Origin of the sequence: Breoghania sp. JC706 (assembly GCF_037026715.1) — a bacterium.
GTDB lineage: Bacteria > Pseudomonadota > Alphaproteobacteria > Rhizobiales > Stappiaceae > Breoghania.
This window is the reverse complement of the sequence record NZ_JBANCG010000007.1, coordinates 340,705-361,069: the sequence shown is the minus strand read 5'-3', so window position 1 is coordinate 361,069 and position 20,365 is coordinate 340,705. Positions and strand designations below refer to the sequence as shown.

Sequence of the window (20,365 nt, the reverse complement as noted above, 5' to 3'; positions counted from 1 at the left end):
AACGATTGCCAGGGATCGTGAGCGACATGCCGGAGAGGGGGCAGAGGACCTTGCCGGACGGATTGCTTTCGGCCGTCTCGCGGTGGCCGCCGTAGCTGAAAGACACGAGCGACGGGCGCGATCATGTTGGCGCGATCACTCCTGTTTTGCGAACATGCGGAAACGAGGAGACGGATCTCTCCACAGTCATCACCCGGCGTCGTCCGGGCGATGACGGCGGCGGTGCATGAGGGGGGTGGTCGAAGGTACCCAACCCGATACCAATTCCGGGCCAGCCTCTCAAGCGGCGGTGGCGCGGCGGGCGATGGTGCCGCGATAGGCCAGCGCCTCCGCAATGTGGGGGCGTCCGACGCGGGCGCGGCCGTCGAGGTCGGCCAGTGTGCGGGCGAGCTTGAGCACGCGGTGGTATCCGCGCGCCGACAGCGAGAGCGCGTCGGCGGCATCGCTCAGAAGCGCGATACCGGCCTCGTCCGGTTGGGCGACCTCCTCGATGAGCCGCGCGCCGGCCTGGGCGTTGCAGCGGGCCGGCACACCGAGAGCGGCGTACCGCTCGGCCTGCACGCGGCGGGCGGTGGCAACCCGTTCGGCAATGGAGGCGGAACTCTCCGAGGCACCGGGGCGGATGAGATCGTGGGCGGTGACGGCGGGAACCTGGATGGAAAGATCAATGCGATCGAGGAAGGGCCCGGAAATGCGCGCCTGATAGTCGGCGGCGCAGCGCGGTCCACGCGCGCAGACGTGCCCCGGCTCGCCCGCATGACCGCAACGACACGGGTTCATTGCGGCGACGAGCTGGATGCGCGCAGGATAGGTGACGCGATGATTGGCCCGCGCGATGACCGTCTCGCCGTTTTCCAGGGGCTGGCGCAGACTGTCGAGCACCTGCGGGTTGAACTCGGGCAATTCATCGAGAAAGAGCACGCCGTTATGGGCAAGCGAAACCTCTCCCGGCCGCGCCTTGAAGCCGCCGCCGACGAGCGCCGCCATGGAGGCGGAATGATGCGGCGCGCGGAAGGGGCGCCGGTCCGACAGGCGGCCATCCGCCAGTTCGCCGGCGAGCGAGGCGATCATGGAGACTTCCAGCAGTTCGCGCGGTGTCAGCGGCGGGAGGATAGAGGGGAGCCGTGCCGCCAGCATCGACTTGCCCGCGCCCGGCGGCCCGACCATCAGCAGGTTGTGGCCGCCGGCGGCCGCCACTTCCAGCGCACGCCGCGCGCTTTCCTGGCCACGCACCTCCGACATGTCGGGCAGGCCTTCGGCGGGCGGCTTCAGGCCGGCACGCGGGCGGCCCAGAACCTGCGTTCCCTTGAAGTGATTGGCGAGCTGGATCAGGCTGCGCGGCGCCAGAATATCCATGTCGGCGCTGGCCCAGGCGGCCTCCGGCCCGCAATCGGCCGGGCAGATCAGTCCGCGCCCCATGCCGTTGGCGCCCATGGCCGCGGGCAGCGCGCCGGCGACGGACGCGATCGTGCCGTCGAGCGCCAGTTCGCCCACCACCACGTAATCGAGCAGCTTGTCGGCCGGAATGGCCCCCATCGCCGCCATCAGACCAAGCGCGATGGGCAGATCGTAGTGCGATCCTTCCTTGGGAAGATCGGCGGGGGCGAGGTTGACGGTAATGCGCTTGGCCGGCAGCGACATGCCCGATGCGATGAGCGCGCTTCTGACACGCTCGCGGCTTTCGGCCACCGCCTTGTCGGCAAGACCGACGATGTTGAAGACCACCGAGCCGGGCCCGACCTGGACCTGCACGTCGACAGGAACCGCCTCAATGCCCTGAAAGGCCACTGTCGTGACGCGACTGACCATCCGTGCCCCCGTCCTTGCCCGCCCCTGCGGCTTCTCACCATAGGAACCTTACCCTACGGCAGAAATCCGCAGGCTTCAAGAACGGAATAGGAACATTCCTGTCGAGCACTGCTGGCGGGGCAAAGAAAAAGGCCGGCGAAGGCCGGCCTTTTTGAGGAGTGGGTAGGGTCTATGCCACCGCAATGATGATGGCGGCTGCCGTTCCGCCCGTGATCAGAGGCACGAGCAGGTAAGGCAAAGCCAGGCGAACCATGCCTTTTCCTTTCTTACTTTTTTGATGTGGTCGCGGCTTATATAGGAAGGCCCGTGCGACGTTCATGCGAAATTTCGCATTTGCTGAAAATTTCTTCGCCACCTCCACCTGCCTGTTTTCAAGGCAAGAAAAGCACTGCCCCGCGCCAAGGGCATGGCGCGAGGCGGGCAGCTTCGGGTTATCCGGGTCAGGCGTCTTGCGGCGCCATCCGGCGGGCGTCGCCTGGAGTGCTGGCAGGGCTGTTGGCAGGCGTCAGCCCGCGCGCTTTGCCTCGATCGTGTTCCAGACCATGGCGGCGATGTCCGGCCCGCCGAGCTTCGCGACCGCGCGGATGCCCGTCGGCGCGGTGACGTTGATTTCCGTCAGCCAGCCGTCGATGACGTCGATGCCCACCAGAAGAAGCCCGCGCTCGCGAAGGGCCGGACCGAGGCGGGCGCAGATCTCGCGCTCGCGGTCGGTGAGATCGGATTCCCTGGGCGCGCCGCCGCGCACCATGTTGGAGCGCAGGTCGCCGGCTGCCGGCACCCGGTTGACCGCACCGGCAAACTCGCCATCGACCAGCAGGATGCGCTTGTCGCCGTGCTTGATGTTGGGCAGGAACTTCTGGATCACCCAGGGCTCCCGGAAGGTGGCGGCGAAGAAATCGTAGAGCGAGCCGTAGTTGAGGTCGTCCGCCGTGATGCGGAAGACGGCCGCGCCGCCGTGGCCGAACAGCGGTTTCATGACGATTTCGCCGTGCTCGGCGCGGAAGGCGTCGATCTCGCTTCTGTCGCGGGTGATCAGCGTCGGCGGCATCAGGTCGGCGAATTCGGTGACGAAGAGCTTTTCCGGCGCATTGCGCACCGATGCCGGATCGTTCACCACCAGCGTTTTCGGGTGGATCTTTTCCAGCATGTGGGTGGCGGCGATGTAGGAAAGATCGAAGGGCGGGTCCTGACGCATCAGGATCACGTCGATCTCGGCCAGGTCCGTGCGCACCGGCTCGCCGAGCGTGTAGTAGTCCTTCGGATCGTCGCGCACGTCGACCGGTTCGAGGCGGGCGGTGACGGTATCGCCGTTCATGGCCAGCCGGTCGGGCGTGTAGTGATAGAGCGTGTGGCCGCGCTTTTGAGCTTCCAGCATCAGGGCGAAGGCGCTGTCGCCCGCCATGTTGATCGTGGAAATGTGGTCCATCTGGACGGCGACGCGAAGCGGCATGAGCTTTGGCTCCGATGAAATCTCGGGTCGCCCGGCAACCGGGCGGCGGCAATGGTGATCGGGAACGGATCGGCCGGTTCGGGCCGATGGGGCGGGGATCGCTCCTCATATGTGGCGGCGGGCCCGGTTTGTCCACGCCGCCAGTGGCAACAAACGTCAGTGTGTGCCGGTGGAGCCGAAACCGCCGCCGCCGCGCACCGTCGCGCCGAGGTCATCGACGGGAATGATCTCCGCCCGCGACACCGGCGCCACGACGAGCTGGGCGATGCGCGCGCCGCGCGTGATGTCGAAGGGCACGTGGCCGAGATTGATCAGGATCACCTTGATCTCGCCGCGATAGTCGGCATCGATCGTGCCCGGCGTGTTGAGCACCGTTACCCCGTGCTTGACCGCCAACCCTGAGCGCGGACGCACCTGCGCTTCGAACCCGGGCGGAAGAGCGATGGCGACGCCGGTGGGAATGAGCGCACGGGCGCCGGGATCGAGGCGAACCGGTTCGCCCTCCTCAAGCGCCGCCATGAGGTCGACGCCGGCGGCCTCCTCGCTCTGGTAGGACGGCACGGGCAGGCCGACGCCATGCGCCAGAATGCGCAGCTTCACGGGAACGCTCATTCGACCTCCGGTCTGAAATGTTCGGCGATGCGGGCGACGAGCCGTTCGGCAACCTGCCGCTTGTCGAGCCGCGGCCAGGCTTCGACGCCATCGCGAGAGAGAATCTGGATCTCGTTGGCGTCGCCGCCCATGATGCCGGCGCCCGTCGCCGGGGTGGAAACGTCGTTGGCGAGGATCCAGTCCGCGCCCTTGCGCTCCAGCTTGGCGCGGGCATTGGCAAGAAGATCCGCCGTTTCCGCCGCAAAGCCGATGACGAGGGCGGGGCGGCCTTGCGCGCGATGGCCGATGCCGGCCAGGATGTCCGGGTTTTCGGTGAATTCCATTGCGGGCGGCCGGCCCGAGCCGTCCTTCTTGATCTTCTGAACCGCCTCGCCCTTGACCCGCCAGTCGGCAACCGCGGCGGCCAGTATGGCGATATCGGCGGGCAACGCCGCTTCGACCGCCGCCTGCATCTGGCGCGCGGTCTCCACGTGAACCACGGTAACACCGGCGGGATCGGGCAGAGAGACCGGCCCGGAGACGAGTACAACATCAGCGCCCGCCACTGCAGCTGCCGCGGCGATCGCGTGGCCCTGCTTGCCCGACGAGCGGTTGGCGATGTAGCGCACCGGATCGATCGGCTCGTGCGTCGGCCCCGAGGTAATGACGATGCGGCGCCCCTTGAGCGGACGGTCGCCGGCGGCAGCAGCCGCCTTTTCGAAATGCGCCTCGACGGCGGCGAGGATTTCCAGCGGCTCGGCCATGCGGCCGACACCGGCCTCCCCGGCTTCCGCCATTTCTCCGGCCATCGGGCCGATGAAGGCGATGCCGTCGGCCTCCAGCTGCGCCACGTTGCGCCGTGTCGCAGGATTGGCCCACATCGCGGAATTCATGGCCGGCGCCAGCAGGATCGGGGTCTTGCTGGCAAGCAGGGTGGCAGTCGGAAGATCATCGGCCAGGCCGTGCGCCATCCGGGCCATGATATTGGCGGTTGCCGGCGCCACGACCACCAGATCGGCTTCGCGCGAGAGCCGGATATGACCGATGTCATGCTCGGCCGCACGGTCAAAGAGCTCGGTGAAAACCTGCTCCCCCGTTATGGCGCCGAAGGCCAGCGGCGTGACGAATTGCTGGGCGGCGGCGGTCATCACCACGCGTACGCGGGCCCTACGCTCCTTCAGCCGGCGGACGAGATCGAGCGCCTTGTAGGCGGCGATGCCGCCCGAGACGATCAGCAGAATGCGTTTTTCATGCAGCATGCAGCAGCCCCCGCGACGGACCCCGTCGCCGAATGCCCGCCCCGCCCGAACCGGCGCGACGGGTCATTGCGCATCAGTTGATCGCCTGGAAGGTCTTCGGTGCGGGCGAAATGACCGTCGAACCGGAGCCGTTGGCCTCATAGACCGCAAGGCCGCGCTCGTTGGTGCCGTCGCGGTTGAAGCGGAAGACGCCGTCGATGCCGAGGAAACCGTCGCGGTTGGTGAGGACGCCGGTGGAGAAGCGGCGCTGACCGGCGCTGCGCACGAGGCCGGCGGCGAGCACGGTCGCGTCATAGGCGAGCGTTGCGTTGCGCGGCGGCTGCGAGCCATAGGCGGCCGCATAGCGCGGAGCAAACGACTGGAAGCCCTGCTTGTCCGGCGCCGGATACCAGCCGCCATCCACCATCCGGTCGGACAGCACCTTGGGATCGTCCCACTGACCGGAGCCCAGGAACTTGACCGCGTTGCGGTTGATGCCCTGCGCGGTCAGCACACCGATGGCATAGGCGGGGACGCCGCCGCCGTCGGGAATGAAGATCGCATCGGCGCGCCGCGCGGAGGCTGCGAGCGCCGTGGCCTTGGCCTTCAGATCGGTGGTGTCGACGCCGCGCGAGGGGTCGACCTTGTAGCGCTCGATGCCGACGATCCGACCGCCGGTGCGGCCGACCGCCTGACGGAACGCGGCCTCGGCGACCGCGCCGTAGCTGTTGTCGGGAATGAGCGCGGCGTAGGAGGACCGGCCCTTGGAATTGGCGTAGGAAATGATGCGCGAGACGTCTTGCTGCGGCAGGAAGGAGAGCAGGTAGACGCCGGGCGAGGCGGCCGAGGCATCGGAGGAGAAGGCGATGACCGGGACGCCAGCGGTGCGCGCGGCAGCACCCGCACCGCCGACGGCCGGGGCGAAGACCGGGCCGAGAATGAGTTCGGCGCCCTCGGAAATCGCCGCCTGGGCCGCCGCACGACCGCCCTCCGCGGTGCCGCTCGTGTCCTTGACGAGCACCTGGATGTCGGCGCCGGGGAAGTCCTTCAATGCCAGTTCGGAGGCATTGCGGAAGACGGTGGCGATCTGTCCGGCATTGGCGCCGGCGGATTTCGGCAGCAACAGGGCCACGCGGACCGCGCCGTTGCCGACAACCTCGCCGGTGGGCACGCCGCCCCCCTGCCCGGGACCGGACTGGGGATAAAAGCCGGGTGTTGATCCGGTGCAGGCGCCAAGCGCGCCGAGCGCCGCCACCATTGCCGCCGCCAGAAGGGGTCTTGGGCTTCCGATCCGCCCGAATACGCTGCGCACGTGCTGTCCTTCCCCGAAGAGTCCCAAGCCTTTACGAAAGAATGCGGGATTTTGGCGATTTGGCGGGAGTCTGTCAAAAACTTCGCGACAATCGCCAGCGCCGCCTCCGGCAGCGCCATCGTCACCACATACCGCTCCGACGCCCGGGCGGCCGGCCGAGCGCACGGTTTGCAGGCCCGGCCCCGCCCCGGCTACAAGGGTTTGAGCCGCCGACGGCCGGACAGACCTGACAGGCGCGTCATGGCGCATTTGCGGCCGTCAGGCAAGACCGGTGCTTTTCCGGCAGAACAGGAAGCGAAGAAATGACAAGCGGAGCCTCGCGCTCACATGGGCCTGACGGCGATCCGGCAGGCGCGCGCACGGACGCTCAGACGGAGCGGAACCGGCGGTTTTCGATCGGGGCGAACGGCTTTCTCGCGCCGGCCGCCGAGCCGGGGCTTCACGTGGTTTCCACCCCGATCGGCAACCTTGGCGATATCACCGTGCGCGCGCTGGAAACGCTTGCCGGATGCGCGCTCGTCGCCTGCGAGGACACGCGCGTGACCCGCGTGCTGATGGAGCGCTACGGCCTGACCACCCGGCTCGTCGCCTATCACGAGCACAACGCGGCGAAAGTGGGCCCGCGCCTATTGGCCGCGCTGGAGGAGGGGCAGGCAGTGGCCATCGTCTCCGATGCCGGAACGCCGCTTCTGTCCGACCCCGGCTACCGGCTGACCGTTGCAGCGATCGAGGCCGGACACAAGGTGATCCCGATTCCCGGCGCCTCGGCGATGCTGTCGGCGCTCGTCGGCGCGGGCCTGCCCAGCGACACGGTTCTGTTCGCCGGTTTCCTGCCGACGAAGAAGGCCGCACGGCTGCGCCGGCTGGAGGAGCTGAAGAACGTTTCGGCGACGACGGTCTTCTACGAATCACCGCGCAGGCTCACCGACACGCTCGCGGACATGATCGAGATCCATGGCGGCGCGCACCGGGCTTGCGTCGCCCGTGAACTCACCAAGCGCTTCGAAACATTCCAGCGCGGCAGCCTGAGCGAGATCGCCGACTTCTACGAACAAAACCCGCCGAAGGGCGAGATCGTCATCGTGCTGGCACCGGCCGAGCCGCAGGCAGCCGGCGAGGAGGACGTGGAGGAAATGCTGCGCGAGGCGCTGGCGGAGATGCCGGTCAGCGCGGCGGCCGCGCAGGTCGCCAAACGCACCGGCCTCGATCGCAAGACGCTTTACAAACAAGCGCTGGCCTTGCGAAAGGCCGCGGACGGCAATGGCTAGGCGGGCGCGGCGCGCGGCCTACCGGCTCGGCCTCGCCGCCGAGACCCGCGCCGCCCTGTGGCTGCGTCTCAAGGGCTACCGGATCGTGGCCCGGCGCCACAGGACGCCTGTCGGCGAGATAGACCTGATCGCCCGGCGGGGGCGGACGGTGGCTTTCGTGGAGGTGAAGGCGCGGGCAAGCCGCGAGGCCGCGCTGGAGGCGATCACCCCGCACGCCCAGCGGCGCATCGTGGAGGCCGCGCACCTCTGGCTTTCGCAAAACCCCGGTGCAATGTCAGCTACCTTGCGCTTCGATGCGGTGCTGATCGTTCCCGGCCGCCTGCCGTATCATCTCGCCAACGCCTGGGAGGCGCATCGCTGACAGGCGAAGGCCGGAAAGAAAGGCGCGGCGGGGGCTGGCGCAGACGCCCAGCCCGCTTACATGAAGTCGGCGAACCGGAAACCCGGTCGCGGAACGTTTTTCGAGCGTCCGGGCCATTACCCGTATCGATTGAGTACAATTTTGCTCGTTCGCGAGAATTATTGGAATTTGATGCCAACTGGAAGCACGGGTGACCGTATCGACGGACTCGCGGGCGGGCAGGCGGCGCACTAGACTTCGGCCCAGCCCGGCGGGAGAGCGGGCGGGGAGCGCGATGAACAAGATCAAGAAGGGAGAGTAGCGATGAGCGACAAGCTCGGACGCGGACGCATCTACAATTCGATCACCGAGACGATCGGCAACACCCCGATCGTCCGCCTCGACCGCCTCGCCAGGGAAAAGGGCGTAGAGGCGAACCTGCTGGCGAAGCTGGAGTTCTTCAACCCGATTTCGAGCGTCAAGGACCGCATCGGCGTCGCCATGATCGACGCGATGGAGGCCGCCGGCAAGATCAAGCCGGGCGAGACGACCCTGATCGAGCCGACATCCGGCAACACGGGCATCGCGCTCGCCTTCGTGGCGGCGGCGCGCGGCTACAAGCTGATCCTGGTGATGCCGGAGACCATGTCGATCGAGCGGCGCAAGATGCTGGCGCTGCTCGGCGCCAAACTTGAGCTTACCGAAGGCCCCAAGGGCATGAAGGGCGCGGTCGCGCGCGCCGAAGAAATGGTCAAGGAGATCCCGAACGCGGTGATCCCGCAGCAGTTCGAGAACCCGGCGAACCCCGACATCCACGCCCGCACCACCGCCGAGGAGATCTGGAACGACACGAACGGGTCCGTCGACGCGTTCATTTCCGGCATCGGCACCGGCGGCACCATAACCGGCACCGGCCGCGTGCTGAAGGAGCGCAACCCGGCGGTGCGCGTCATCGCGGTGGAGCCGGCGGACAGCCCCATTCTTTCCGGCGGGCAGCCCGGCCCGCACAAGATCCAGGGCATCGGCGCCGGCTTCGTGCCGGGCGTGCTGGATACCAAGGTCTATGACGAGGTGGTGACGATCACCAACGACGAATCCTTCGAGATGGCCCGGCTCGTCGCCCGCATCGAAGGCGTGCCGGTCGGCATTTCCTCCGGCGCGGCGCTTGCCGCAGCGGTGAAGGTCGGCAAGCGGCCGGAAATGAAGGGCAAGAACATCGTCATCATCATCCCCTCTTTCGCCGAGCGCTATCTGTCGACGGCGCTTTTCGAGGGGCTGGGCGAGTAGCCTGCCGGCTCGACGGACATTCACACGAAAAAGGCCCCGGCGCATTTCGCCGGGGCCTTTCTTTTCGCAACCGATCGTCCGCGACGCGTCTACTTGCGTGTCGTCAGGAAGCCGACGATGTCCTTGACGCCCTGCATGACCGGGCGGGCGATGGCATCGGCCCGTCCCGCACCGTCGGCGAGAATGCCCTCGATAAAGCCGGGATCAGCCTTCAGGCGGCGCATCTCGTCGGCGATCGGGGCAAGCTTTGCGACCGCCAGATCGGCCAGCGCCGGCTTGAAGGCGGAGAACTGCGCGCCCGCATGGTCCTTCAGCACATCCGCAACGCTCACGTCGGCGAGCGCGGCGTAGATGCCCACGAGGTTCGCCGCGTCGGGACGCTCCTTGAGGCCGTCGGCATCGCCGGGAAGCGGCTCGGTGTCGGTCTTGGCCTTGCGGATCTTCTTGGCGATCGTGTCGGCATCGTCCGTCAGGTTGATGCGGGCGAGATCGGAAGGATCCGACTTCGACATCTTCTTGGTGCCGTCGCGCAGGCTCATGACGCGGGTCGCCGCACCGCTGATGAGCGGCTCGGTCATCGGGAAATAGCCGTCCTCGCCCCCAAGCCCCAGTTCCGCGATACGCTCGGCGTAATCGTTGTTGAACTTGGCGGCGATGTCGCGGGTCAGCTCCAGATGCTGCTTCTGGTCTTCGCCCACAGGAACGTGGGTCCCCTTGTAGAGCAGGATGTCGGCCGCCATCAGGCTCGGGTAGACGAAGAGGCCCGCGGAGGCGTTTTCGCGGTTCTTGCCGGCCTTTTCCTTGAACTGCGTCATCCGATTGAGCCAGCCCATGCGGGCGATGCAGTTGAACACCCAGGCCAGTTCCGCATGGCCGGCAACCTGGCTCTGGTTGAAGATGATGGAACCCTTGGGGTCGATACCGGCGGCAATGTAGGCGGAGGCGACTTCGCGGATTGCGGCCTGCAGGGCGGCGGGGTCCTGCCAGACCGTGATCGCGTGCATGTCGACGACGCAATAGATGCAATTGTGGGTGTCCTGCAGGGCGGCAAAGCGCTTGATCGCGCCGAGATAGTTGCCCAGATGCAGGTTGCCGGTCGGCTGGACGCCGGAAAAGACACGAGGTTCGAACGCACTCATCGATGGGGGACCCTTCGTAAAAACCGCTCCGGTGGAGAGAGCTTGCGCGTTATCGGCCAACACGCATGTCATGTGCAAGGCCGTTCGACGACAGAATTTACGCCGTCTACCCCTTCTTCGCGCCGCGTTTCCTGAGAGCCGCCTTGAAGTATCCGAGGAGGTCGGACGCACCGGTGACCTGCACGAAAACCGCAAACGTCGCCATGCCGACGACGACGAGAGCGGCGAGGGCGCCGGCGCGGACCGGCAGCAACGCCTGGCCGAACACGGGTGCGAAGAGCAGATAGCCCGCAAAGACGATGCCGCCCATCAGCACGCTTGCCAGCACCAGAAGCGGCAGGCGCTTCCGGAGGGAGGCATCGGGCACGAACTCGCCGCGCCGCCACAAGGTGCCGATCAAGAGCCCGGCATTGACCCAGCCGGCGAGCGAGGTCGCCAGCGCGATGCCGACATGGGCGAGAACGGGCGAAAGCAGCAGGGCGCCCGCGACATTGACCACCATGCCGACGCCGGCAAACCACATCGGCGTGGCCGTGTCCTCGCGCGCGAAGAAGGCCGGCGAGAAGACCTTGATCAGCACGAAGGCCGGCAGGCCGATGCCATAGGCGGCGAGAGCCGCCGTCGTCGCCGCGGCATCATGCGCTGTGAAGGCGCCGCGCTGGAACAGCACGTCGACAATCGGGTAGGGGATGACGATCAGCGCGATCGCCGCCGGCAGGGTGAGCGCGAGACCGAATTCCAGTGCGCGGTTCTGGGTGGTAAGCGCCCCGCGCGAATTGCCGGAGCGAAGCAGCCGCGACAGATCGGGCAACAGCACGACGCCGATGGCGATGCCGACGATGCCCAGCGGCAGCTGGTAGATGCGGTCGGCGTAATAGAGGTAGGAGACGGCGCCGGCCTGGGTGGAGGCGATGATGGTGCCCACCGCTATGTTGATCTGGGTGATGCCGCCGGCGATGGCGCCCGGAAGTCCGAGCTTCCACAGCCGCTTGACCGCAAACGTGTAGCGCGGCCGGCGCAGCTTCATCGGAAAGCCGAAGCGCCTCAGCGCATAGATCAGGGACAGAAGCTGGACGACGCCGGCCAGGGCGACGCCAACAGCCAGCACGATGCCGGACGCACCGCTCGCATCGAGCCCGAAAACGGCGATCACCCCGAGAACGACGATCATCACGATGTTCAAGAGGACAGGTGCGAGCGCGGAGGCGGTGTAGCGGTTGTAGGTGTTGAGGATGCCGCCGATCAGGGCGATCAGCGACATGCACAGAAGGTAGGGGAAGGTAATCCGCGACAGCAGAACGGCCATGTCGAACTTGGCCGGATCGTCTGCGAACCCCGGCGCCAGCACCCAGACCAGCCCGGGCATGGCGATTTCCGCGATCGCCGTCAACGCCACCAGCAACCAGAACAGCGCGGCGAGGATCTCCTCGGCGAAGCGGCGGGCCCCCTCCCGTCCATCCTCTTCAAGCGAGCGGGCGAAAAGCGGCACGAAGGCGGAATTGAACGCGCCTTCGGCAAACAGCCGGCGGAAGAGGTTTGGCAGGCGGAAGGCGACGAAGAAGGCATCGGCCACCGGCCCGGTGCCGATGAAGCCGGCGATGAGGACGTCGCGGGCAAAGCCCAGAACGCGGCTGGCGGCGGTAGCGCCGCCGACGGTGGCGAAGTTCCTGAGAAGGCTCATTTGGCGGCGACCACGGCGCGCTGGCCCGGCTTCGGCGCCCGCGCCCGGCCTTCGCCGTCGAAGGCCTCCGTCAGGCGCTGGCGGATATTGGCCTGGCGCGTGATGTTGGAGATCTTCTGGCCGGTGAGATCGGTGACATAGAAGACGTCGACCGCGCGCTCGCCGAAGGTCGCGACGTGGGCGGAGGCGATGTTGAGATTGAGCGCGGAGATTTCGCGGGTGAGATCGTAGAGCAGGCCGGGCCTGTCGAGGCCGGACATCTCCAGCACCGTGTGCTGCTCGGAGACGGAGTTCTTGACCAGCACCTCCGTTTCCAGCCGGAAGGCGCGGGCCCGGTTGCGGCCGGAACTCTTGTGCACGACGCTTTCCGGCAGCTTCTCCTTGCCACGAAGGCAATCGCGGATGAGCCGCGTCACCCGTTCGCCGCGCCGTCTCTCATCCGCGTCATCCGGCAGCTCGCGGGTGACGAAGATGGAGTCCAGGGCAAGACCGTCGGTGGTCGTATAGATGTGCGCGTCGACGATGTTCGCGCCGGCAACCGAACAGGCCCCGGCGATGGTGGAGAGCAGACGCGGGTGGTCGGGAGCGAGAACCGTGATCTCGGTGACGCCTTCGAAGGCATGCGTGGCGACGCGGGTGGCGAGCCGGTCGCCCGATTTGTCGGCCTCGCGGATCAGGTTGGCGTGGGCACGCTTGTCGTCCAGATCGACGCGCACCCAATAGGCCGGATAATGACGCTGGCGGTAGCTGTCGATCTCCTGGGCGCTCCAGTCGCCAAGCGACTTCGCCAGCTCATCCTGGGCGGCGGCAACACGCCCCTCGCCGACATGGGAGGAGCCGCCGGTCAGCACCGTTTCGGTTTCGTAATAGAGCGTGCGCAGCAGCTGGCCCTTCCAGCCGGTGAAGACGCCCGGCCCCACCGCCTTGATGTCGGCGACGGTGAGGATCAGCAGCAGTTTCAGCCGCTCCGGCGTCTGCACGACGGCGGCGAAATCGGCGATCGTCTTGCGATCATTGAGATCGCGCGACTGGGCGATCGTGCTTAGCAGAAGATGATACTCGATGAGCCAGGAGACCGTTTCGGTCTCAGCCGGCGTCAGGCCCATCCTCGGGCACAGGCGCTTGGCGATGCGGGCACCAACGATGGAATGATCCTCCGGCCGGCCCTTGGCGATGTCGTGCAGGAACAGCGCGACATAGAGAACGCGGCGGTTCTGGATCTCCTTGATGAGCGTCGTGGCCAGCGGATGGTCGTCGCCGCGGTTGCCGCGCTCCAGTTCCGACAGCACGCCGATGGCGCGCAGCAGGTGCTCGTCCACCGTGTAATGGTGGTACATGTTGAACTGCATCATCGCCACGACCTTGCCGAAGTCGGGGATGAAGCGCGACAGCACGCCCGCCTCGCTCATGCGCCGCAGAACCGTTTCGGGGTCGTTGCGCGAGGTCAGGATGTTGAGGAAGAGCCGGTTGGCCTCGGGATTTGCGCGAAGGTCCTTGTCGATCAGCCGCCGGGAGCGGCGCACCAGCCGCATCGCATCGGGGTGGAAGAGAAGATCGTGGCGCTCGGCAAGGGAAAAGATCCGGATCATGTTGACCGGATCGCGCTTGAAAACGTCCTCGTTCGTCACGTTCAGGCGCTGGTTGTCGATGACGAAATCCGTCGAGCCGTCGAGCGGCCGTCGCCTGCGGGCCCCGCGCAGAACACCGAGGAAACGGGACAGTCCCGGCGTCTGCTTGACGTGCTTTTCCTCCAGATCGGCGCAGACGATGCGCGTCAGATCGCCGACATCCTTGGCGACGAGGAAATAGTGCTTCATGAAGCGTTCCACGTCGCGCTGGCCGGGATGGGCGGTGTAGTCGAGGCGCTGGGCGATCTCGCGCTGGATGTCAAAGGAGAGCCGCTCTTCGGAACGGCCGGTGAGGAAGTGCATGTGGCAGCGCACCGCCCACAGGAAATCCTCGCACTGGACAAACCGCGTGTATTCGCGCCGGGAGAACACCCCGGCCTTGACCATTTCGCTGCCCGACTGCACGCGATAGGCGTATTTCGCGATCCAGAACAAGGTGTTGAGATCGCGCAAACCGCCCTTGCCCTCCTTGACGTTGGGCTCCACCAGATAGCGCGAGGCACCCTGGCGGCGGTGGCGCTCGTCGCGTTCGGCGAGCTTGGCGGTGACGAACTCGGTGGCGGTGTTCTTCACCACCTCCTCGTCGAAGCGTTTCGTCAGTTCCTCGAAAAGCGGCTGATCGCCCCACAGGAAGCGGGCTTCCAGAATGGCTGTGCGGATGGTCATGTCGGAGCGCGACAGGCGCACGCAGTCGTTCACAGAACGCGTGGCATGCCCCACCTTCAGACCCATGTCCCAGAGCATGTAGAGAATGTATTCGACGACCTGTTCGCCCCACGGCGTCTGCTTGTAGGGCAGCACGAACAGGAGATCGACGTCGGAGCCCGGCGCCAGCGTGCCGCGGCCGTAGCCGCCGACCGCCACCACGGCCATGTGCTCGGCCGAGGACGCGTTCATCACCCGGTAGACGTGCCAGACCGCGAAATCGTAGATGACCCGGATGATCTCATCCTGGACATGGGCGAGGCGCTGAGCGCAAAGAACGCCGCCGCCGTCCGCGCGCAGACGCCGTTCCGCCTCGTCGCGTCCCTCCTGATAGGCCGCCTTCAGAAGGCCCAGGACCTCGGAGCGGATCGCGGGATCGGATCCGTCTCCATCTTTCGTCAGCGCCGAAAGCCTTTCACGCAAGCCGTCGGCATCGATCAGTCCGGCGAGGGTATCGCTCTTGTTCGTCATGAGGAGGGATCCGGAAACAGCGAGTCGCGCCACGATATAGCAGTGTCTTGCGCAGCGCACGCAGGGCTTTGCGGTTCTGGCGGGACCGTCACCTGATGACGTTCGTCCGCATTCCGACCGCGATCGGCGTTAGATAGCATCATTGCGGCGACGATCCGTCCGCCGCATCCCGTATCCCATGCGGATTGTGCCTAGACTTTGGTTTCGCCCCGCTTCGCCTTCAGCCGATAGAGCGCCTCCTGCGCCTGGCGCGGCGTCATGTCGTCGGGATCAAGCGTGTCCAGCAATTCGCCGAGCTCGTCGGAAACGGCAAGCGCGGCAGCCGGCTGGGGCCTCGCAACCTGCGCCGCGAAAAGCGGAAGATCGTCGATCAGCGCCTCCGCAGGTGCGCGGCGGTCCTGCTCCTCCAACTGGGTGAGGACGGCGCGGGCGCGCTCGACGACGGCCGCGGGAAGGCCAGCGAGCTTCGCCACCTGGATGCCGTAGGACCGGTCGGCCGCGCCGGGCACGATCTCGTGCAGGAAGACGACGTCGCCCTTCCATTCCTTGACCTTGACCGTGGCATTTTCCAGCCGGTCGAGGCGCTGGGAGAGCGCGGTCAGCTCGTGATAGTGGGTGGCAAACAGCGCGCGGGCGCGGTTGACCTCGTGCAGGTGCTCGATCGCCGCCCAGGCGATCGAAAGCCCGTCGAAGGTGGCGGTGCCGCGGCCGATCTCGTCGAGGATCACCAGCGAGCGCTCGCCCGCCTGGTTGAGGATCGCCGCCGTCTCGACCATCTCAACCATGAAGGTGGACCGGCCGCGCGCCAGATCATCGGCGGCGCCGACGCGCGAGAACAGCCGGTCAACCACGCCGATATGAGCCGAGGCGGCCGGAACGTAGGAGCCGATCTGGGCGAGCACCGCGATCAACGCGTTCTGGCGCAGGAAAGTCGATTTACCGGCCATGTTGGGGCCGGTGACGAGCCAGATGCGGCCACTGCCGGCATCCTTGCCGGGGCCGAGATCGCAGTCGTTGGCGACGAACGGTTCGCCGCTGTCGCGCCGGAGCGCCTGTTCGACCACCGGATGGCGGCCGCCGACGATATCGAAGGCGAGGCTGTCGTCGACCGTCGGCCGGGCATACCCCTCGGCCTCCGCCAGCGTCGCGAGCGCGGCGGTGACGTCGAGAACGGCGAGCGCTTCGGCCGCGGCCTTGACCGCATCGCCCACCGAAACGGTCGAGGCAGCGAGATCCGCGAAGATCTCCAGCTCGATGGCAAGCGAACGGTCGCCGGCATTGGCGATCTTGCTCTCCAGGTCGGAGAGTTCGGTCGTGGTGAAGCGCATCGCCCCCGCCATGGTCTGGCGGTGGATGAAGGTGCCGGGCTCACTGGTGAGCTTGTCGGCATGGGCGGCGGGCACCTCGATGAACCAGCCGAGCACGTTGTTGTGCTTGATCTTCAGCGCGCGGATGCCGGCGGTCTCGGAATATTCGGCCTGCAGGCGGGCGATCACCTTGCGGCTTTCGTCGCGAAGCTGGCGCAGTTCGTCGAGTTCGCCCGCGTAGCCTGCGCGCACGAAACCGCCGTCGCGTTTCAGAAGCGGCAGGTCGTCGTCGAGTGCGGCGGCGAGCTTTTCGGCCAGATCACGGGGCGCTGCGGCAAGTGCTGCCTGCGCCGAAGCCAGTTCGGCCGGCGGCGCGACGGGACACGCCTCAAAAAGTGCCGAAATCGCAAGTGCCGCCTCAAGCCCGTGGCGGACGGCGGCAAGATCTCGCGGACCGGCACGATCGAGCGCGATGCGCGAGAGCGCGCGCGGCATGTCCGGGGCCTCGCGCAGGGCGCCGCGCAGACGTTCGCGCAGCAGCGTGTCCTCGTGCAGGAAGGCCAGCGAATCATGCCGCGCCAGGATTTCCGCCGGATCGGTCAGGGGCGCTGCGAGACGGCCGGCCAGCAGGCGCGAACCGCCGCCGGTCACCGTGCGGTCGATGACGGACAGCAGCGAACCGGACTTTTCGCCCGACAGCGTGCGGACAAGCTCCAGGTTCGCCCGCGTTGCGGGATCGATCAGCATGGCGCGGCCGGCGGAATCGCGCACCGGCGCATCGAGCGGCGGGCGCTGACCGAGCTGGGTCTTCTCGACATAGGCGACGACGGCGGAAGCGGCGCACAGTTCGGCGCGCGTGAAGGCGCCAAAGCCGTCAAGCGTCGCAACCTGAAAGAAGGAGGCGAGCCGATCGGCAGCGGTCGCGCCGTCAAAAAGCGCGCGGGCGACGGGCACGACCGCGCCGCGCAACGACCGCCAGACGCTCCTCAGTTCCGCGTCGTCGTCCAGGACGTCGGGGATGACGATCTCGCTGGCATCGATGCGGGCAAGCTCCGCCGGCAGATTGACGGCGTCCGCCTCCGTCACGCGGAAGGCTCCAGTGGAGATGTCGATCCAGGCGATGCCGAAGGTGCCGGCACCCTCGCCGGTGCGAAGGCGCGAGACGGCGGCCAGATAGTTGTTGGCGCCGGCCTCCAGCAGCCGTTCTTCGGTCAATGTACCGGGCGTGACGAGGCGCACCACATCGCGGCGCACGACCGACTTGGAGCCGCGCTTTCTGGCCTCCGCCGGATCCTCGGTCTGTTCGCAGACCGCGACCCTGTGACCGAGGGCGATGAGCTTTTGCAGATAGTCGTCGGCGGCGTGAATGGGCACGCCGCACATGGGGATGTCCTCGCCCAGATGCTTGCCGCGCTTGGTCAGCGTGATGCCGAGGGCGCGTGAGGCGACCTCCGCGTCCTCGAAGAAAAGCTCGTAGAAGTCGCCCATCCGATAGAACAGCAGACTATCGGGATTGGCCGTCTTGATCTCGATGTACTGCTCCATCATCGGCGTGGCTTGCGGCCGGGGGGAAGCAGGTTTGGTTTCAGCCTTGGCACTCGTCATGGCGGCGACGTTATCAAACTGATTGCGGAGTTTCACGACCCCCGCCGGCACGCATGCCTTGTGGCCCCTGTTTTCGGGGGATAATGTCGCGGCCCACCCGGGCGGCGAGCGCCCCGGGCAAATCACGGGGAGAATGATGGCATCTCGCGACGAACCGGCCAAAAGCGGTCCCTCCTTCACCGAACAGGAAGCGCTCCTGTTCCATCAGCAGGGCAAGCCGGGGAAGCTGGAGATCGTACCGACCAAGCCGATGGCGACGCAGCGCGACCTTTCGCTCGCCTATTCGCCTGGCGTTGCGGTGCCCGTACTGGCCATCAAGGAAGATCCCTCGCGCGCCTTCGACTACACCGCTCGCGGCAATCTGGTTGCGGTGGTCACTAACGGTACCGCCATTCTCGGCCTCGGCAATCTGGGTCCGCTTGCGGCAAAACCGGTGATGGAAGGCAAGTCCGTCCTGTTCAAGCGGTTCGCCGACGTGGACTCGATCGATCTGGAAATCGACACCAGCGACGTCGATGAATTCATCAACTGCGTGCGTTATCTGGGGCCCACCTTCGGCGGCATCAACCTGGAAGACATCAAGGCGCCGGACTGCTTCATCATCGAAAGCCGCCTGCGCGAGTTGATGGACATCCCCGTCTTTCATGACGACCAGCACGGCACCGCGATCATCGCGGCCGCGGGCCTGATCAACGCGGCAATGATCACCGGGCGCGACATCAAGACGATGAAGGTCGTGTGCAACGGCGCAGGCGCGGCCGGCATCGCCTGCATCGAACTGATCAAGGCGCTGGGCGTGCCGCATGAGAACGTCATCCTGTGCGACACCAAGGGCCCGATCTACCAGGGCCGCGAAGCGGGCATGAACCAGTGGAAGTCGGCTCACGCCGTCCCGACCGAAGCGCGCTCGCTGGCGGAAGCGCTGAAGGGCGCGGACGTGTTCATGGGCGTTTCCGTCAAGGGTGCGCTGACGCCGGACATGGTCGCCACCATGGCCGACAAGCCGATCATCTTCGCCATGGCGAACCCGGATCCGGAAATCACGCCGGAGGAAGTGGCCGCTGTCCGCGACGACGCGATCATGGCGACGGGTCGCTCCGACTATGCCAACCAGGTCAACAACGTCCTGGGCTTTCCCTACATCTTCCGCGGCGCGCTTGACGTGCAGGCGACCACCATCAACGAGCCGATGAAGGTCGCCGCCGCCGAGGCGCTCGCCGCGCTCGCCCGTGAGGACGTGCCGGACGAGGTGGCAGCCGCCTACAAGGGCAACCGCCCGAAGTTTGGCCCGGAATACATCATTCCGGTTCCCTTCGATCCGCGGCTTATCTCCCACGTTTCGCCGGCCGTTGCCAAGGCGGCGATGGATTCCGGCGTCGCCCGCAAGCCGATCGTCGACATGGACGCCTACAAGGAGGCGCTGAATGCGCGGCGCGATCCGGTCGCGGGCACCCTGCAGCGGATCTTCTCCAAGGTCCGTTCGTCGCCCAAGCGCGTGGTCTTCGCCGAGGGCGAGGAGCCGCAGGTGATGCGGGCGGCCTCCGCCTTCGTAGCCCAAGGGCTGGGCACGGCGATCCTGATCGGGCGTGAGGACGAGATCCACCGGGTGGCGAACGAAGCGGGCATCGAGTTGCGCGCCGGCATCGAGATCCAGAACGCCCGGCTGTCCAACAAGAACCGGGACTATGCCGAATTCCTCTATGCGCGGCTGCAGCGGCGCGGCTATCTGCTGCGTGACTGTCAGCGCCTCGTCAACGGCGACCGCAACTACTGGGGCGCGATCATGGTTGCGCGCGGCGATGCCGACGCAATGGTAACCGGGACGACCCGAAACTATTCCGTCGCGCTCGACACCGTGCGCAAGGTCATCGACACCAAGCCGGGCCACCGGGTGATCGGCGCCTCGCTGGTGCTGGCGCGCGGACGGCAGGTGCTGGTGGCCGATACCGCCGTCCATGCCATGCCGACCTCTGAAGAACTCGCCGACATCGCGGAAGAGGCTGCCCACGTGGCGCGCCGGCTCGGCACCGAGCCGCGCGTCGCCATGCTCGCCTTCTCCACCTTCGGCCATCCCGCATCAGAACGGGCGGAGCGGGTGATCGAGGCAGTTGCGATCCTCGACAAGCGCCGGGTCGATTTCGAGTATGACGGCGAGATGGCTGCGGACGTTGCGCTCAACATGGACGCCATGGCCGCCTATCCGTTCTGCCGCCTGTCCGGGCCGGCCAACGTGCTGATCATGCCGGCCTTCCATGCCGCTTCCATCTCCACAAAGATGCTGCAGGAACTGGGCGGTTCGACCGTGATCGGCCCGCTGCTCGTCGGCCTCGACAAGCCGGTGCAGATTGTCTCGATGTCGTCGAAGGACAGCGACATCGTCAACATGGCGGCGGTGGCCGCCTACAACGTCACCTGAGCCCACGGCGCAACTCGAGCAAAGCCGCGGCGCTCCCGGTTTTCGCTCAAGGAGCGTTCGAAGTTCTCTCAAGATCCGTCACCGCGGATGCGATCCGCGGTGACGCTCCATCGGACCA

At 66.7% G+C, this 20,365-nt stretch carries 14 protein-coding genes; 4 read left to right on the top strand and 10 right to left on the bottom strand.

All coding sequences use genetic code 11. The annotated features are described in order from the left end of the window. Nucleotides 1-279: 279 nt before the first annotated feature. From V2L18_RS16960 to V2L18_RS16935, 6 genes are all read right to left on the bottom strand, one after another. The gene (locus tag V2L18_RS16960) at nt 280-1,809 is read right to left on the bottom strand and encodes a YifB family Mg chelatase-like AAA ATPase (RefSeq protein WP_336179470.1); all 1,530 of its coding nucleotides are present in this window, start codon (nt 1,807-1,809) and stop codon (nt 280-282) included. A gap of 169 nt (nt 1,810-1,978) precedes the next feature. Beyond that, nucleotides 1,979-2,164, bottom strand: coding sequence for a hypothetical protein (locus tag V2L18_RS16955; protein ID WP_336179469.1), 186 nt, complete (start codon nt 2,162-2,164; stop codon nt 1,979-1,981). Nucleotides 2,165-2,314: 150 nt separating this feature from the next. Next, nucleotides 2,315-3,259, bottom strand: a complete 945-nt coding sequence (gshB, locus tag V2L18_RS16950) for a glutathione synthase (protein WP_336179468.1) — start codon at nt 3,257-3,259, stop codon at nt 2,315-2,317. 156 nt (nt 3,260-3,415) lie between these two features. After that, complete coding sequence (dut, locus tag V2L18_RS16945; protein ID WP_336179467.1) at nt 3,416-3,871, bottom strand: dUTP diphosphatase; 456 nt, start codon at nt 3,869-3,871, stop codon at nt 3,416-3,418. Continuing rightward, nucleotides 3,868-5,109 (bottom strand): bifunctional phosphopantothenoylcysteine decarboxylase/phosphopantothenate--cysteine ligase CoaBC, encoded by a 1,242-nt coding sequence (gene coaBC / locus V2L18_RS16940; RefSeq protein ID WP_336179466.1) that lies wholly within the window; start codon nt 5,107-5,109, stop codon nt 3,868-3,870. The genes dut and coaBC overlap by 4 nt, the downstream gene beginning before the upstream one ends. A 73-nt stretch (nt 5,110-5,182) precedes the next feature. Then, nucleotides 5,183-6,400 carry a penicillin-binding protein activator gene (locus V2L18_RS16935; protein WP_336179465.1) on the bottom strand — a complete coding sequence of 406 codons (1,218 nt, stop codon included), beginning with the start codon at nt 6,398-6,400 and terminating at the stop codon, nt 5,183-5,185. Nucleotides 6,401-6,702: 302 nt separating this feature from the next. Between V2L18_RS16935 and rsmI the strand changes: the two genes are divergently transcribed. From rsmI to cysK, 3 genes are all read left to right on the top strand, one after another. Then, nucleotides 6,703-7,668, top strand: a complete 966-nt coding sequence (gene rsmI, locus V2L18_RS16930; RefSeq protein WP_336179464.1) for a 16S rRNA (cytidine(1402)-2'-O)-methyltransferase — start codon at nt 6,703-6,705, stop codon at nt 7,666-7,668. Next, a complete protein-coding gene (locus V2L18_RS16925) occupies nt 7,661-8,029 on the top strand; it encodes a YraN family protein (protein WP_336179463.1) in 369 nt (122 codons plus the stop codon). The genes rsmI and V2L18_RS16925 overlap by 8 nt, the downstream gene beginning before the upstream one ends. Before the next feature lie 303 nt (nt 8,030-8,332). Next, the gene (cysK, locus tag V2L18_RS16920) at nt 8,333-9,295 is read left to right on the top strand and encodes a cysteine synthase A (protein WP_336179462.1); all 963 of its coding nucleotides are present in this window, start codon (nt 8,333-8,335) and stop codon (nt 9,293-9,295) included. 89 nt (nt 9,296-9,384) lie between these two features. Here the strand turns inward: cysK and trpS are convergent, their stop codons facing one another. From trpS to mutS, 4 genes are all read right to left on the bottom strand, one after another. Beyond that, entirely contained in the window at nt 9,385-10,434 is a 1,050-nt protein-coding gene (trpS, locus tag V2L18_RS16915) for a tryptophan--tRNA ligase (protein ID WP_336179461.1), read from the bottom strand. Nucleotides 10,435-10,540: 106 nt separating this feature from the next. Further along, nucleotides 10,541-12,115 (bottom strand): murein biosynthesis integral membrane protein MurJ, encoded by a 1,575-nt coding sequence (murJ, locus tag V2L18_RS16910; RefSeq protein WP_336179460.1) that lies wholly within the window; start codon nt 12,113-12,115, stop codon nt 10,541-10,543. After that, on the bottom strand, nt 12,112-14,919 hold the full coding sequence (locus tag V2L18_RS16905) for a [protein-PII] uridylyltransferase (protein ID WP_336179459.1): 2,808 nt from the start codon (nt 14,917-14,919) through the stop codon (nt 12,112-12,114). The genes murJ and V2L18_RS16905 overlap by 4 nt, the downstream gene beginning before the upstream one ends. 191 nt (nt 14,920-15,110) lie before the next feature. Beyond that, complete coding sequence (gene mutS, locus V2L18_RS16900; RefSeq protein WP_336179495.1) at nt 15,111-17,831, bottom strand: DNA mismatch repair protein MutS; 2,721 nt, start codon at nt 17,829-17,831, stop codon at nt 15,111-15,113. Nucleotides 17,832-17,967: 136 nt separating this feature from the next. On the opposite strand from mutS, the gene V2L18_RS16895 reads away from it, so the two are divergent. Continuing rightward, the gene (locus tag V2L18_RS16895; protein ID WP_336179458.1) at nt 17,968-20,247 is read left to right on the top strand and encodes an NADP-dependent malic enzyme; all 2,280 of its coding nucleotides are present in this window, start codon (nt 17,968-17,970) and stop codon (nt 20,245-20,247) included. Nucleotides 20,248-20,365 lie beyond the last annotated feature (118 nt).